Annotated in this window: 11 protein-coding genes; 4 read left to right on the top strand and 7 right to left on the bottom strand. The window is 50.2% G+C overall.

The features are described from left to right. Nucleotides 1–264: 264 nt before the first annotated feature. The 4 genes from SAQUA_RS16940 to nagB all read right to left on the bottom strand — a co-directional run bounded on the left by SAQUA_RS16940 (nt 265) and on the right by nagB (nt 4,290). Entirely contained in the window at nt 265–1,017 is a 753-nt protein-coding gene (locus SAQUA_RS16940) for an HAD-IIA family hydrolase (RefSeq protein ID WP_380681061.1), read from the bottom strand. Between the two features lie 67 nt (nt 1,018–1,084). Next, nucleotides 1,085–2,305 (bottom strand): N-acetylglucosamine repressor, encoded by a 1,221-nt coding sequence (locus tag SAQUA_RS16935; RefSeq protein WP_380681058.1) that lies wholly within the window; start codon nt 2,303–2,305, stop codon nt 1,085–1,087. 26 nt (nt 2,306–2,331) lie between these two features. Then, the gene (nagA, locus tag SAQUA_RS16930; protein WP_380681055.1) at nt 2,332–3,471 is read right to left on the bottom strand and encodes an N-acetylglucosamine-6-phosphate deacetylase; all 1,140 of its coding nucleotides are present in this window, start codon (nt 3,469–3,471) and stop codon (nt 2,332–2,334) included. An 18-nt stretch (nt 3,472–3,489) separates the two neighbouring features. Further along, complete coding sequence (gene nagB / locus SAQUA_RS16925) at nt 3,490–4,290, bottom strand: glucosamine-6-phosphate deaminase (RefSeq protein WP_380681052.1); 801 nt, start codon at nt 4,288–4,290, stop codon at nt 3,490–3,492. A 333-nt stretch (nt 4,291–4,623) separates the two neighbouring features. Here nagB and nagE point away from each other — a divergent pair, with 333 nt between their 5' ends. The 4 genes from nagE to SAQUA_RS16905 all read left to right on the top strand — a co-directional run bounded on the left by nagE (nt 4,624) and on the right by SAQUA_RS16905 (nt 13,384). Continuing rightward, nucleotides 4,624–6,651 (top strand): N-acetylglucosamine-specific PTS transporter subunit IIBC, encoded by a 2,028-nt coding sequence (nagE, locus tag SAQUA_RS16920; protein ID WP_380681049.1) that lies wholly within the window; start codon nt 4,624–4,626, stop codon nt 6,649–6,651. Between the two features lie 190 nt (nt 6,652–6,841). Next, nucleotides 6,842–8,506, top strand: coding sequence for a glutamine--tRNA ligase (gene glnS / locus SAQUA_RS16915; protein ID WP_380681046.1), 1,665 nt, complete (start codon nt 6,842–6,844; stop codon nt 8,504–8,506). Nucleotides 8,507–9,223: 717 nt separating this feature from the next. After that, on the top strand, nt 9,224–10,669 hold the full coding sequence (locus SAQUA_RS16910) for an OprD family outer membrane porin (RefSeq protein WP_380681043.1): 1,446 nt from the start codon (nt 9,224–9,226) through the stop codon (nt 10,667–10,669). 51 nt (nt 10,670–10,720) lie between these two features. Beyond that, a complete protein-coding gene (locus SAQUA_RS16905; protein ID WP_380681040.1) occupies nt 10,721–13,384 on the top strand; it encodes a family 20 glycosylhydrolase in 2,664 nt (887 codons plus the stop codon). A 195-nt stretch (nt 13,385–13,579) separates the two neighbouring features. Here the strand turns inward: SAQUA_RS16905 and fur are convergent, their stop codons facing one another. From fur to ybfE, 3 genes are all read right to left on the bottom strand, one after another. After that, nucleotides 13,580–14,026 (bottom strand): ferric iron uptake transcriptional regulator, encoded by a 447-nt coding sequence (gene fur / locus SAQUA_RS16900; RefSeq protein ID WP_380681037.1) that lies wholly within the window; start codon nt 14,024–14,026, stop codon nt 13,580–13,582. A 255-nt stretch (nt 14,027–14,281) separates the two neighbouring features. After that, a complete protein-coding gene (fldA, locus tag SAQUA_RS16895) occupies nt 14,282–14,821 on the bottom strand; it encodes a flavodoxin FldA (protein ID WP_380681034.1) in 540 nt (179 codons plus the stop codon). A gap of 201 nt (nt 14,822–15,022) precedes the next feature. Then, nucleotides 15,023–15,310, bottom strand: coding sequence for a LexA regulated protein (gene ybfE, locus SAQUA_RS16890; protein ID WP_380681031.1), 288 nt, complete (start codon nt 15,308–15,310; stop codon nt 15,023–15,025). Nucleotides 15,311–15,347 lie beyond the last annotated feature (37 nt).

Raw genomic sequence — 15,347 nt, 5'->3', positions numbered from 1 at the left:
GTTTTCCCAACGAAAGAGCGGCTTTGCTGCCTTGTGATTATGAAAATGCGGCAAAACATAAGGAGGATGCAAGCGATTTAGCGTTGTGCCGAAAAATAGTCAGTGCGAGAGGAGTGAAAATTAGCGAATGTTCATTTTTTTCGGTATTAAATTGTCAAATATTCATTTTTTGACAGATTGATTAGGGTGGCGAAGAAATTTTTCTGCAATCTATTGAGTATGTCACTCAATTTAAAGCGGCGGCTGATAACGCCGCCTGCGATATTAAAAAATCGTGATATCGGCTACAGAAGGGAAGATATGGCTAGGGCGGAACGGCATATTCTCAACATCGTCGAGCGTGGAAACGCCAGACAGCACCAGAATGGTTTCCAACCCGGCCTGGAAGCCCGCCAGAATATCGGTACGCAGGTTGTCACCGACAATCACGGTTTCCTCTGAGTGTGCCTGCATCTTGTTCAGCGCGGCACGGATAATCCACGGGCTCGGTTTACCGACGTAAAACGGCTGACGGCCAGTGATTTTTTCAATCGGGGCACAGAGCGCGCCACAGGCAGGCGTGAATCCGTGGCCATGGGTATCCGGGTTGGTGGCGATGAAGCGTGCGCCATGATTCACGAAATAGGCTGCTTTATGCATCATATCCCAGTTATAGGAGCGTGTTTCGCCGACGATAACGAAATCCGGGTTGATGTCGGTAATGGTAAAGCCGGCTTTGTACAACTCGTGTATGAGAGCACCCTCACCAACAACATAGGCTTTTTTACCTTCCTGACGACGCAGGAAGTCGGCAGTTGCCATAGCTGAAGTGTAAAATGCACTTTCCGGCACGTTCAACCCGGCAGCCAGAAAGCGGTTAGCCAGATCCTGCGCGGTCTGTGATGGATAGTTAGTCAATACCACCAACGGCATCCCTTGTTCCTGGATGCGTGCCAGGAACAGATCCGCACCGGGAATAGGGGTATTGTCATGCAGCAGGACACCATCGATGTCACATATCACGTTCTTAATAATCATTGTCGCGGTTTCTCATGATGAACGGCAGGGCAGTAAACCAGCAGGGATCCCCTACCAAAAAAGGAGTTTAGCTTTCCAGCAGCCGTTGTAGAAGCACACCGTTGAGCATTGCCCGTTTGACGAGGGCAAAAGCACCAATTGCCGAACGATGATCGAGTTCAGAGGTTACCACCGGCAGATTCTTACGGAAATCCTTCAGAACTTGAGTGTTGATGCAGCTCTGGATAGCGGGTAACAGTATCTTATCTGCTTCGGTGATTTCACCTGCAATAACCACTTTTTGCGGATTGAATAGATTGATGGCGATCGCAACCGCTTTCCCCAGATAGCGCCCAACATGTTCAATGACCTCACTGGCCAGCAGGTCACCCCGGTTGGCGGCTTTGCATATCGCAGCGATGCTACAGTCATCCAGCGTCATTTTACTGGGGTAGCCCTGAGTCAGCAGGTGACGCACGCGTTGCTCAATAGCGGCGTTTGCGGCCACAGTTTCCAGACAGCCAAAATTGCCGCAATGGCAACGCTCACCGAGCGGATCAATCTGGATGTGGCCAATCTCACCCACGTTGCCATTGTTGCCCAGAAAGATTTGGCCGTTAACGATGATCCCTGCACCGGTACCCCGGTGCAAACGAACCAGAATGGAGTCTTCACAGTTACGTGTGGCGCCGAAGTAATGCTCAGCCAATGCCAGGCTGCGGATATCGTGGCCGACAAAACTGGTGACGTGGAAACGTTGTTGCAGGCTATCGACCAGCGCCCAATTGCTGACGCCGATGTGCGGCATGTAGCGCACCACGCCTAAAGCCGGGTCCACCAATCCTGGCAGAATAACGGCAATGGCGATCAGCTCACGCAGTTTGCGCTGGTAGATTTCGATAAACTGCGCAATGGCGAGAAACAGGGCATTTTCGAGCGTCTCCTGGGTGCGTTCCGGTAAGGGATAATGCTCTTCACCCAGTGATTTACCGCTCATGTCATACAGAGTAATAGTGGCGTCGTGTCGACCAAGACGAACGGCGACAGTATGGAACTGACGCGTTTCTGTGACAATGGAGATGGCGCGGCGGCCACCGGTGGAGGCTTGCTGATCGACTTCTTTGATCAGCCCGCGCTCCAACAGCTGGCGAGTAATTTTGGTGACACTGGCGGGGGCAAGCTGACTGAGTTCGGCAATTTGAATGCGCGAGATAGGACCTTGCTGGTCGATCAGGCGATACACTGCTGCGCCATTAAGTTGTTTAACTAAGTCAATATTCCCTATTTGTGCTTGTCCGCAGGTACTCATCAATAATTTTGCTCGCTGTTTGTGATTTAAACCTCGTTGCCGTTAACGAAGGTTTTTGTGACTTGGTAATCGCGGGTAAATGCAGTCAGGTTAGCAACCTTACCGGCTTCAATGGTGCCCAAATGCTTATCGACACCAATAGCACGTGCAGGGTACAACGACGCCATACGTAGCGCTTCATCCAGTGCGATACCGACGTATTCCACGCTATTTTGTACCGCTTCGATCATGGTCAATGCGGAACCACTGAGGGTACCGTGCTCATCAACACATAGCCCATCGCGATAGTATATTGTTTTACCAGCGAAAATAAATTGGTCTATATCGGCACCTGCCGGTGCAGTTGCATCGGTAACCAGCACCAATTTATCACCTTTTAGCCGCTTGGCGTTACGGATACTCGCCCAGGAAACGTGGTGACCATCGGCAATGATACCGGTGTAGACGTCAGACGTATCGAAGATAGCCCCCACCAGGCCTGGTTCGCGGCCGGTAATATAAGGCATGGCGTTGTAAAGGTGAGTCGCGAAGCGGATCCCCGCAGCGAAGCCGACACGGGCCTGATCGTAAGTGGCATTCGAGTGGCCAGCAGAGACCAGAATACCGGCTTCGGTCAACTGTTTGATAAAGTGCGGTTCTACCATCTCCGGTGCCAATGTCACTTTGGTGATCACATCAGCATTGGCACATAGGTGATCGATCATCTCAGCGGTAGGTTTGCGAATAAATGCTGGATTGTGAGTGCCTTTTTTCACCGGGCTCAGATACGGCCCTTCCAGATGGAGACCCAGAGCCTGATTGGGATGCTTTTTCAGGTACGCACGCATCACATCGATGCCGTGCTTCATAAAATCGTCGCTGCAGGTGATCAGTGTAGGCAGATAGCTGGTACAGCCTGATTTCTCGTTGGCACTCTGCATGATTTCCAGCGTTTTTTCCGAGATAGCGTCCAGCGAGTCGTTGAACTGCACACCGCCACAGCCATTTAACTGCACGTCGATGAAACCGGGGGCTAGGATGGCGCCACCCAGTTCGCGCGTTTCGATGCCAGCAGGCAATTCAGCCAATGGGCAGACTCGATCAATCAGACCATCCGCAATCACAACTGCATGATCATCGAGCACGTCGTAGCCGGTGAAAATCCGGCATTGGGTTAAAGCGAACATGTAGCCCCCTGCTAAAAATTAAAGACTATTAACGCTTTCCGCTTCTAATTCGCGGAAATATTTAACGGTTTTGACCTTCAGTTCCATAGTGGATGGTTCATCACAAACAACCACGGATTTCGCGTGCAATTGCAGACAACTGATGGTCCACATGTGATTGATGCAACCTTCCACTGCGGCTTCCAGAGCTAGCGCTTTACCCCGCCCGGTAACCAGGATCATCACTTCTTCGGCATCCAGCAGAGTTCCGACGCCTACGGTCAGTGCGTATTTAGGTACCAGACTGACATCGCCACCGAAGAAACGGGAGTTGGCGATACGGGTTTCTTCCGTCAAAGTCTTGATACGGGTACGTGAAGCCAGCGACGATGCCGGTTCGTTGAAGGCAATGTGCCCATCAAAACCTACACCACCCATGAACAGGTGAACTTTGCCATAGGACTTGATTTTCTCTTCGTACTGGCGGCATTCCTCATGCACATCGGGCGCATTACCGTTGAGTAGATTGATATTTTCACTTGGAATATCAATGTGGTCAAAGAAGTTGCGGTACATGAATGTATGGTAGCTCTCAGGGTGTTCCTGCGGTAGGCCAACATATTCATCCATATTGAAGGTAACCACGTGCTTAAAGCTTACTTCACCCGCTTTATGCATGGCAATCAGATGCTTGTAGGCTTCCAGTGGCGTGCCGCCGGTCGGCAGGCCAAGAACGAACGGACGATCCGCCGTAGGTTTGAACGCGTTTATGCGCTGGACGATATGGCGTGCAGCCCATTTGCCAACTTGTGCAGTGTCTTTCAGTGGAATAAGTCTCATCGTACACCTCTTGGTAGAATAAACTGTGGCTATACTGTACGGGCATTAACGGGAACTTTAAGCGTAACTCAGCTTTGCTAAGCTTGCCTTGGGTTCGCTGCCCCATGATTTTTTTAATGATAAAATAAGTTTTGTGCGATGGCTAGCAATGTGGCAGCTTAAGACCGCCTTTTAGTGATTTAAATCACAAAATATGAGGTTTTAATTTGCGATACGAAATAATTTTTTTACACTCCGCATGAGTAATACGAGCAATGCGTTATTTCTAAAAGGTAGTGAGCTTTACAAATAAACTACTTACAGGGTCCGCGAGCGGACGAATAGGGGGAAAAGGTGAACATTCTTAGTTATTTACAAAAGGTGGGCCGAGCCTTAATGGTTCCGGTAGCCGTACTTCCGGCCGCCGCCATCTTGATGGGTATCGGATACTGGATTGACCCTATCAGTTGGGGGGGCGACAACGCCCTGGCTGCGCTGTTAATTAAATCTGGTGCTGCTATCATCGACAATATGGCTGTGCTGTTCGCCGTAGGTGTGGCTTACGGTATGTCAAAAGACAAAGACGGTGCTGCAGCATTGACCGGTTTTGTCGGTTTCCTGGTATTAACCACCCTGTGTTCACCTGCCGCCGTGGCAATGATCCAGAAAATCCCGGTTGATCAGGTTCCTGCTGCGTTCGGTAAAATCCAGAACCAGTTTGTCGGCATCATGGTTGGTATTATCTCTGCCGAAATATATAACCGTTACAGCGGTGTTGAACTGCCGAAAGCCTTGTCGTTCTTTAGCGGCCGTCGCCTGGTGCCAATCCTGATCTCCTTCCTGATGATCCTGGTGGCCTTCATTATGATGTACATCTGGCCGTTGGTCTTTAGCGGTCTGGTGAGCTTTGGTGAACACATCCAGAAACTGGGCTCCGTTGGTGCTGGTATCTACGCCTTCTTCAACCGTCTGTTAATCCCGGTTGGTCTGCACCACGCGCTGAACTCCGTATTCTGGTTTGACGTGGCAGGTATTAACGATATCCCTAACTTCCTGGGTGGCCAGCAGTCAATCGAATCCGGTAAAGCGGTTGTTGGTGTGACCGGTCGTTACCAGGCTGGTTTCTTCCCGATTATGATGTTTGGTCTGCCGGGTGCGGCATTAGCCATCTATCACTGCTCACGTCCAGAAAACAAAGCCAAAGTGCTAGGTATTATGCTGGCAGGGGCTTTTGCCGCCTTCTTTACTGGTATCACCGAACCGCTGGAGTTCTCCTTCATGTTCGTTGCCCCAGTGCTGTACGTGATCCACGCCTTGCTGACCGGTATCTCTGTGTTCATCGCCGCCAGTATGCAGTGGATTTCTGGTTTCGGCTTCAGTGCCGGGCTGGTGGACATGATGCTGTGGGTACGTAACCCATTAGCCACCCATTGGTACATGCTGATCCCACAAGGTCTGGTGTTCTTCGCTATCTACTACCTCGTGTTCCGTTTCACCATCACAAAGTTCAATCTGATGACTCCGGGCCGTGAACTGGCTGTTGCTGGTGACGAAACCGACGGTTATGACGTGAATACCAGTGCAGTTAAAGACGAGAGCGAAACTACGACGCTTGCACGTCATTATGTTTCAGCTATCGGTGGTTCTGAAAACCTGACCGGGATTGATGCCTGTATCACCCGCCTGCGTTTGAATGTGAAAGATTCCTCGCTGGTCAACGATGCGCTTGCTAAACGCCTGGGTGCATCCGGCGTAATCCGTCTCAACAAAGAAAGTGTACAGGTGATCGTTGGGACACGTGCCGAACTGATCGCCAGCGCTATGCGCAACGTTGTAGCCGCAGGCCCAGTTGCCGCTGCATCGGCTCCAGCAACTGCTGCGGCGGCAGTAAAGCCACAGGCAGTCGCTAATGCGCCTAAAGCCGTTTTCCAGACGCTGGTGGCACCGGTAACCGGTGACGTTATTGCTCTGGAGCAGGTTCCGGACGAAGCATTCGCCAGTAAAGCGGTCGGCGACGGTGTGGCAATTCGCCCAACCGAAAAAACCGTGGTAGCACCGGCCGATGGTACCGTAGTGAAGATCTTCAATACCAACCACGCCTTCTGCCTGGAAACAGACAAAGGTGCGGAAATTGTGGTGCATATGGGGATCGACACCGTTGCGCTGAATGGCCAGGGCTTTAAGCGTCTGGTTGAAGAGGGAGCAGAAGTTAAAGCAGGCCAACCGATCCTGGAAATGGATCTGGAATACCTGAATGCTAATGCGCGCTCAATGATCAGCCCTGTTGTTGTCAGCAATGCAGATGACTATGCCGGCCTGACGGCGTTAGCGACCGGAAAAGTGGTTGCAGGCCAGACCAAACTGTTCGATATCCAGAAGTAAGTCAGTCTTGGGTGTTAAACGATTAATGGCGTGATCCACCCAATGCAGGCGGGAAAAGAGCAATCTTTTCCCGCTTTTTTATTTTTGAATGGTAGTGCTGTGTTTTCGTGAAACTAACGGTTGTTTCCTGACGTGGCTTGTTGGAACATAGGCGGTTATGTGAAGCGCTTTGCATTTGAGGAATAGTGACATGAGTGAGGCCGAAGCCCGCCCAACCAATTTTATCCGTCAGATCATCGATGAAGATCTGGCATCAGGGAAACACACGTCGGTACAGACACGTTTCCCACCGGAGCCTAACGGTTACCTGCATATTGGCCATGCCAAATCCATTTGCCTGAACTTTGGTATTGCCAAAGATTATCAAGGCCAATGCAATCTGCGCTTCGATGATACCAACCCGGTAAAAGAAGATATCGAGTTCGTTGAATCTATCAAACACGACGTAGAGTGGCTGGGCTTTAAATGGAGCGGTGACGTTCGTTACTCTTCGGATTATTTTGATCAATTGCATCAGTACGCGGTTGAGCTGATTGGTAAAGGCCTGGCCTATGTCGATGAACTGACCGCCGATCAGATCCGTGAATATCGCGGCACGCTGACAGCGCCAGGTAAAGACAGCCCTTATCGTAACCGTCCCGTGGAAGAAAACCTGGCGCTGTTTGAAAAGATGCGCAATGGTGAGTTTGCCGAGGGTACGGCCTGCCTGCGTGCGAAAATCGATATGGCATCGCCGTTTATCGTCATGCGCGATCCAGTGATTTACCGCATCAAGTTTGCTGAACACCACCAAACCGGCAATAAGTGGTGCATCTATCCGATGTACGATTTTACCCACTGCATTTCCGATGCGTTGGAAGGGATCACCCACTCGCTGTGTACGCTAGAGTTTCAGGATAACCGCCGTTTGTACGACTGGGTGCTTGATAACATTACTATCGCATGCCACCCGCGTCAGTATGAGTTCTCTCGCCTCAATCTTGAATACGCCATTATGTCCAAGCGTAAGCTGAGCCAACTGGTGACAGAGAAGGTAGTGGAAGGTTGGGATGATCCGCGTATGCCGACCGTTTCAGGCCTGCGTCGCCGTGGTTATACGGCTGCCTCTATCCGTGAGTTCTGCCAGCGCATCGGTGTGACTAAGCAGGACAATAACGTCGAGATGATGGCGCTGGAGTCCTGCATTCGTGACGATCTCAATGAGCACGCTCCACGAGCCATGGCGGTATTGGATCCGGTGAAGGTGATCATCGAGAACATGTCGGATGAAGTGGAAATGGTGACCATGCCTAACCATCCGAACAAGCCGGAGATGGGTAGCCGCCAGGTGCCTTTCAGCCGTGAAGTGTATATTGATCGTGCAGACTTCCGTGAAGAAGCCAACAAGCAGTACAAACGTCTGGTACTAGGCAAAGAAGTTCGCCTGCGCAACGCCTATGTTATTAAGGCCGAGCGTGTAGAGAAAGACGATGCTGGTGAAATCACCACGATTTTCTGTAGCTATGATCCCGAAACGTTGAGCAAGGATCCTGCTGATGGTCGCAAGGTGAAGGGCGTGATCCACTGGGTATCTTCAGCCCATGCGTTACCTGCAGAAATTCGTTTATACGATCGTCTGTTCAGCGTGGCTAACCCTGGAGCGGCTGAGGACTTCCTCTCCACGATTAACCCTGAGTCACTGGTTATCAAGCAGGGTTTTGTGGAACCAAGCCTGGCTACTGCGCAACCGGAACAAGCTTATCAGTTTGAGCGCGAAGGCTATTTCTGTGCTGATAACCGTTATTCTTCGGCTGACCGTCTGGTATTCAACCGTACCGTTGGTTTGCGCGATACTTGGGCGAAGATCGGCGAGTAACGGCAATACAGTCCAGTTTCCCTTCATAGAGCGCAGCTTAGGCTGCGCTGAGGTTGATGACAAAGTCGCCTTCCGATCCGAGATACCCGGGCCTAGCGCATCGTGGGGCGCTCCGACGGCTTGCGCCGTTACGACCCCATCGGTACGCTCTCCCTAATAACGGGGTTTGTCAGCAGTCTGAGCGCAGCTTAGGCTGCGCTTTTTAGTTCCTGAACCTACCTCTGTTTTTCCGTTTCTGGCAGCCCGTCAGAGCAATGCATAACATCCCCGCAGTTTTTTGATAATCGACCCGATGCTTATAATTTCATCATGTTTTTTTATATATTCGCGATGCGAATTAATATCATTAATAGAGCGCTCTAATTTTATTCTCAACAACATGTTTTATTCGAGATGAATTTATTAAATTTTTGCGTAATTGCGCCTTATTCCATACTTAATGCTAATTTTGAATGTTTTTTTTATTAAAAAAAACGAAATTTCGGCCTGTAACAAAATATTATCAATATGTGCTTTCTGTCATACTTTGACAACTTTTTCTCATTTTTCATTTGATAATTCGCGTCGCGAAAAATAGTCTAGCTGCAATACAGCTGAATGATATTTTCTCTATTCAGCAAGAATTTACCCGTTTCGGGTTTCTGTTAGCGGCCGTGCATTGCGGTGGTGAACGCCGGCGGACGCACTTTTAAAATCAGTCAAAGAGGAAGTTTTCATATGGGTAAGCATGGTGTTCAGCACAAAATGCTAGCGATCGCTGTCGCGGGTGCGCTGCTAGGAACAGGATTTGTAATGGTTCCTGAAGTACAGGCAGAAGGTTTTATTGATGATTCCACACTAACTGGCGGCGTGTATTACTGGCAACGCCAGCGCGATCGCAAAGATCTCAATGAGACCAAAGAAGAAACGTTACCCGATGGCACCAAAGTTACGGTAAAAAACCCTAACTATGATTCCTTTACCACCAACCTTTCTCACGCTACCGCAAACCTGAGCCTAGACTTCACTTCTGGCTATGCCATGGATATGTTCGGCCTGGATGTGGGGGCATTTAGCGCCATTGAAATCGCCGAGTCCAAAGAGAGTGGGCACCCGAACGAAATCGCCTTCTCCAGCCGGAACCGTACCTATGACGAAGACTATTCAGGTGATAAGAGCGGTATCAGCCTGTATAAAGCGGCGGGTAAGTTCAAGTATGGTCCTGTGTGGGCGCGTGCGGGTTATATCCAACCTACCGGGCAGACGCTGTTGGCACCACACTGGAGCTTTATGCCAGGCACTTATCAGGGAGCGGAAGCCGGTGCCAATTTTGACTATGGCGATTCTGGTGCGCTGAGCTTTTCCTACATGTGGGCCAACAAATACAAAGCGCCTTGGCATATAGAGATGGATGATTTCCGTCAGAATGACCGTAAAACCAGTGTGTCCTACCTGCACTCACTGGGTGCCAAATATGATTTCAAAAACAATCTGGTACTGGAAGCCGCATTTGGTCAGTCCCAGGGCTATGTGAATCAGTACTTCACCAAAGCTTCTTATAAGTTCGATGTGGCGGGTAACCCGCTTTCAACTAGCTACCAGTTCTACGGTGCTGAAGATCGTATCAGCGATAACACCGATCCTAACAGCATTTATGATGGTCTTGCCTGGCTGCAAGCACTGACCTTTGGTTATACCACCGGGCCGCTCAACTGGCGTCTGGAAGGAACTGTGGTCAAAGCCGAAGGTAACCAAGGCTTCTTCCTGCAACGTATGACCCCGACTTATGCTTCTTCCAATGGTCGTCTGGATATCTGGTGGGATAACCGTTCCGACTTTAACGCCAATGGCGAAAAAGCGATTTTCGGCGGCGTGATGTATGACTTGAGCAACTGGAACCTCCCCGGCATGGCTGTTGGAGCCTCTTATGTCTACGCCTGGGATGCTAAACCGAGCACCAACCCGGCTTATGATCAGAGCCAGCGTTTGAGAGAAAGCGCTTACAGCCTGGATGCGGCATACACCATTCAGGAAGGTCGGGCCAAAGGTGCCATGTTCAAGCTGCACTTCACACAGTATGACAACCATTCTGATTTGCCTAGCTGGAGCGGTGGTTACGGCAACATCTTCCAGGATGAAAGAGACGTTAAATTCATCGTTACCGCCCCATTCACTGTCTTCTGATTTTGAAAAAATCGTGCTGACAACAACTGAATACGCAAAAGGTTAAAGAAGATGAACAAGTTTAAGATGAGTACTCTTGCCGCTCTGACGGCAACCGTTGGGTTCTTGGGAAGTATGGGGCCGGCGATGGCCAACCAGCAGGTGGTCGATCAACTCAGCCAGCTGAAAGTAAACCTCAAGTTGCAGGACAACCGCGCTGGTGAACATGGTGTGGATTGCGCTAAGCTGGGTGCCGACTGGGCGTCCTGCCATAACGTGCTGATTACCTTGAGTAACGATGGCGAGGAAATTAAAGGTAAAGACTGGGCGATCTATTTCCATAGCCCACGTCAGACGCTGAAAGTGGATAACGAACAATTCAAAGTTACCCACCTGACTGGCGATCTATACAAACTGGAACCTACCGATAAATTCACTCATTTCCCGGCGAATCAAGCGGTTGAAATCCCGATTATCGCTGAATACTGGCAACTGTTCCGCAATGACTTTATCCCTCGCTGGTACGCAACCTCGGGCGATGCTAAACCGAAGATCCTGGCGAATACCGACACGGAAGATTTGGATCAGTTTGTATCCCCGTTTACCGGTGACCAGTGGAAACGCACCAAGGATGACAATAATATCCTGATGCAGCCGGAAAGCCGTTTTACCAAAAACCAGGATTTGCAAGTATTGCCAATGACGGCATTGCGTGGCCAGATCATACCGACCCCGATGGAGATCAAGGTCCATCAACATGATGTTGATCTGGGCAAAGGCGTTGCTTTGGAACTAAGTGCGTTAACCAAACCAGCCGCCGATGCAGCCAAGGAGCGCTTTGAACTACTGGGGGTCACCAACAACGCCGCTGGTTATCCGATCAAAACCGACATTAAGCCAGCTGCTTTCAAAGGTGAATTGGCAGTACCGGGAGCTTATCAGCTCAATGTTGGTCAGAAAGGGGCCATGGTTACCGGTTTCGATCAGGCTGGGGTGTTTTATGGCCTGCAGTCCATCCTGTCTTTACTTCCATCTGATGGCAGCAAGAAGATTGCTACGCTAGACGCTAAAGACGCCCCACGCTTCCAGTATCGCGGTATTTTCCTCGACGTTGCGCGTAACTTCCATCACAAAGAGGCAGTATTGCGTTTGTTGGATCAGATGGCTGCTTACAAGCTGAATAAATTCCATTTCCATCTGACGGATGATGAAGGCTGGCGTATTGAGATCCCAGGTCTGCCTGAGTTGACCGAAGTGGGGGGGCAGCGTTGCCATGATTTAAGCGAAACGACCTGCCTGCTGCCACAGTATGGTTCCGGCCCAGAGCCGCACGGTGGTTTCTTCTCCCGCCAAGAGTATATCGATATCGTTAAATATGCTCAGGCGCGCCAGATTGAAGTGATCCCTGAGATTGATATGCCAGCGCATGCCCGTGCAGCGATAGTCTCAATGGAAGCACGCTATAAGAAACTGTATGCCGAGGGCAAAGAGAAAGAAGCGAATGAGTTTCGTCTGGTGGATCCGACCGATACCTCAAACACCACTTCTGTGCAGTATTTTAACCGCCAGAGCTACCTGAACCCATGTCTGGATTCATCGAAGAACTTTGTCAACAAAGTGATCGGTGAAATTGCCCAGATGCACAAGGAAGCTGGGCAACCGCTAAAAACCTGGCACTTTGGCGGTGATGAAGCGAAAAACATCCGTCTGGGCGCTGGCTATACCGATGTTAACAACCCGGAAGCTGGTAAAGGCATTCTGGATCTGAGTAAGGAAGACAAACCTTGGGCTAAATCTCAGGTATGTCAGCAGATGATCAAAAATGGCAAAGTGGCCGACATGGAACACTTGCCGAGTTACTTTGGGCTTGAAGTCAGCCAACTGGTGAAAGCACAGGGTATCGACAGAATGCAGGCGTGGCAGGATGGGCTAAAGGATGCTAAAGATTCGCAGGCATTTGCCACCAAGCACGTTGCGGTGAACTTCTGGGATACCCTGTATTGGGGCGGCTTTGACTCGGCTAATGATTGGGCGAACAAAGGTTATGACGTGGTTATCTCCAACCCTGATTATGTCTATCTGGACTTCCCGTATGAAGTAAACCCGAACGAACGTGGTTATTACTGGGGAACCCGTTTCAGCGATGAGCAGAAAATCTTCAGCTTCGCGCCGAACAACTTACCGCAGAATGCCGAAACCTCGCTTGACCGTGACGGTAATCACTTTGCTGCCAAGAGTGACAAACCATGGCCTGGAGCCTACGGTCTTTCCGCCCAACTGTGGAGCGAAACCCAGCGCACCGATCAGGAAATGGAGTACATGATTTTCCCACGCGCCTTGTCTGTTGCAGAACGAGCCTGGCACCGTGCAAGCTGGGAGCAAGACTATAAAGCAGGCCGTGAATATAAAGGTGGCGAAACCCATCAGGTGGATACCCGGACGCTGGAAAAAGATTGGCTGCACTTTGCCAACCTGATCGGGCAACGTGAACTGGCCAAGCTGGATAAAGGCGGTGTGGGCTATCGCTTGCCAGTACCAGGGGCTCGCATCATCGGTGGCAAACTGGAGGCGAATATTTCTCTGCCAGGCTTGGGTATTGAATACTCAACCGACGGGGGTAAACAGTGGCAGCGGTATGATGATAAGTCGCGTCCGGCTGTGGCGGGGGAGGTGATGATCCGTGCGGTTAGCCCAGATGGCCAACGCTTCAGCCGTGCTGAGCCCGTTAAAGCATAACCTCAACACCTAGCCCATCCGCGCGTCAGCGGTTGGGCTAGGCCACGATCGAAAGCAGTATTCCATGAGTGTGCTATTACCTTGTTAGGCTTTCGTCCTTGATTTTCCCCGGCCTGTCCGGGTTTTTTTGTGACCCGCAGCAACAAAAAAACCGCCGTGTGATGCAGGCGGTTTTCTCAATGCGGTTAGCTGGTTTTATCTTTTATCGTGCAGTGACTCATCTGTACGACATTCGCCTACTTCACAGTGGCCATAAAGATACAGGCTATGATTGGTCAGTTTAATGCCGTGTTGCTTGGCGATATCACGCTGACGCACTTCGATTGACTCATCGCTGAATTCAATCACCTTGCCGCAATCCAGGCAAATGAGGTGATCGTGGTGATGCTGTTGGGTCAGTTCGAATACCGACTTGCCGCCTTCAAAATTGTGACGGGTGACAATACCTGCGTCATCAAATTGGTTCAATACGCGGTAGACGGTTGCCAAGCCGATCTCTTCACCCATGTCTATCAGCTTCTTGTACAGATCTTCCGCACTGACATGATGGCATTTCGGATCCTGCAATACTTCCAGGATTTTGAGTCGCGGAAGCGTGACTTTTAAGCCGGCCTTCTTCAATGCGTTGTTGTTGTCAGTCATGCGGGTTCAGTCCTGTTACTATGCAAATCAAGTTAAGGCGTTATCGCCTGTAGCAATCGGTCGGCACAAAGAGTTAATTGCGTCTCATTATAGAACCGGTTGCTGTAAATAGTAACCGTTAGTCATTAACAAAGCTATCTTTGCACTGAGGCATGCTGTGCTTGATGGGCTTTTAGGCTGTGCCCCTTAACTGACCGATGGCAGTGCAGTGGTGCAATTAAGGGGACACGGTACCATTTCGCTCAAGCCGCGTGTTTACCCGACGATATCGGCCAGGCTCAGTTCTTCACTGATTTGTTTGACCCAAGCCTCGACGCGCTCATTGGTCAATTCTGGTTGACGATCTTCGTCAATGGCAAGACCGACAAAATGATGATCATCAGCCAGCCCCTTGGACGCTTCGAAATGGTAGCCCTTAGTCGGCCAGTGGCCCACAATCGCTGCTCCACGTGGTTCAATGATGTCGCGGATGGTGCCCATGGCATCACAGAAGTATTCTGCATAGTCTTCCTGATCGCCACAGCCGAACAGCGCAACCAGCTTACCGTTGAAGTCGATGTCTTCCAGCGTTGGGAAGAAATCATCCCAGTCACACTGTGCTTCACCGTAGTACCAGGTTGGAATACCAAGCAGCAAAATATCAAATGCTTCCAGATCTTCTTTGCTGCTTTTGGCGATGTCGTGAATTTCAGCAACATCATTGCCGTATTTTTGGTGAAGAGTCTTCTGGATCATCTTGGCAATGTTTTCGGTATTGCCAGTATCGCTGCCAAAGAAAATGCCTACATGAGCCATATTACAGATAACCTTTTAATTCAATGGATTGTATTGCGTAAACGCGGTATGAGAACAGGCTTGGGCCCTGTTTCTCATCCGTAAATGCGTATCATGCCAGAAGTTTGCCCCAAGGTTTTATCATGTTTATGCGATGCCTTGGGTTATCTATAAGTGCTGAGTCGTTCTGGCGTCATCCTTGACACCATGCCGCCAACAGGATCATTGTTCAGGCTGTTCTTCTGCCAACTTAGCTAACAGCATCTGTTCAATTAACTCGCTGCGGCTGATATTGCGCTGATCTGCCAGCTTATTAAGGGCATCTACTGCGTCTGCGTTAATTTTCAGCTCCACACGCCTTAATCCACGCACTTTGTCACGCCGTAGCTGATTGCGCTTATTGATTCTTAGCTGTTCATCACGGGAAAGCGGGTTGGTTTTCGGGCGCCCCGGACGGCGTTCATCTGCGAACAGATCCAGCGTCGTGCGATCCGTTTGTTCTTTTGCCATAGGTAGCGGTACTGCAAGGGAGTCTGCATCCAAAGCA

This window comes from Serratia aquatilis, from assembly GCF_044865145.1.
Lineage (GTDB): Bacteria > Pseudomonadota > Gammaproteobacteria > Enterobacterales > Enterobacteriaceae > Chania > Chania aquatilis.
This window is presented reverse-complemented; position numbering and strand designations above follow the sequence as displayed.

Coding starts and splice junctions, on each gene's coding strand:
- SAQUA_RS16940 (WP_380681061.1), bottom strand. CDS start 1,017: ATGATTATTAAGAACGTGATATGTGACATCGATGGTGTCCTGCTGCAT.
- SAQUA_RS16935 (WP_380681058.1), bottom strand. CDS start 2,305: ATGAGTACCTGCGGACAAGCACAAATAGGGAATATTGACTTAGTTAAA.
- nagA (WP_380681055.1), bottom strand. CDS start 3,471: ATGTTCGCTTTAACCCAATGCCGGATTTTCACCGGCTACGACGTGCTC.
- nagB (WP_380681052.1), bottom strand. CDS start 4,290: ATGAGACTTATTCCACTGAAAGACACTGCACAAGTTGGCAAATGGGCT.
- glnS (WP_380681046.1), top strand. CDS start 6,842: ATGAGTGAGGCCGAAGCCCGCCCAACCAATTTTATCCGTCAGATCATC.
- SAQUA_RS16910 (WP_380681043.1), top strand. CDS start 9,224: ATGGGTAAGCATGGTGTTCAGCACAAAATGCTAGCGATCGCTGTCGCG.
- SAQUA_RS16905 (WP_380681040.1), top strand. CDS start 10,721: ATGAACAAGTTTAAGATGAGTACTCTTGCCGCTCTGACGGCAACCGTT.
- fur (WP_380681037.1), bottom strand. CDS start 14,026: ATGACTGACAACAACAACGCATTGAAGAAGGCCGGCTTAAAAGTCACG.
- fldA (WP_380681034.1), bottom strand. CDS start 14,821: ATGGCTCATGTAGGCATTTTCTTTGGCAGCGATACTGGCAATACCGAA.
- ybfE (WP_380681031.1), bottom strand. CDS start 15,310: ATGGCAAAAGAACAAACGGATCGCACGACGCTGGATCTGTTCGCAGAT.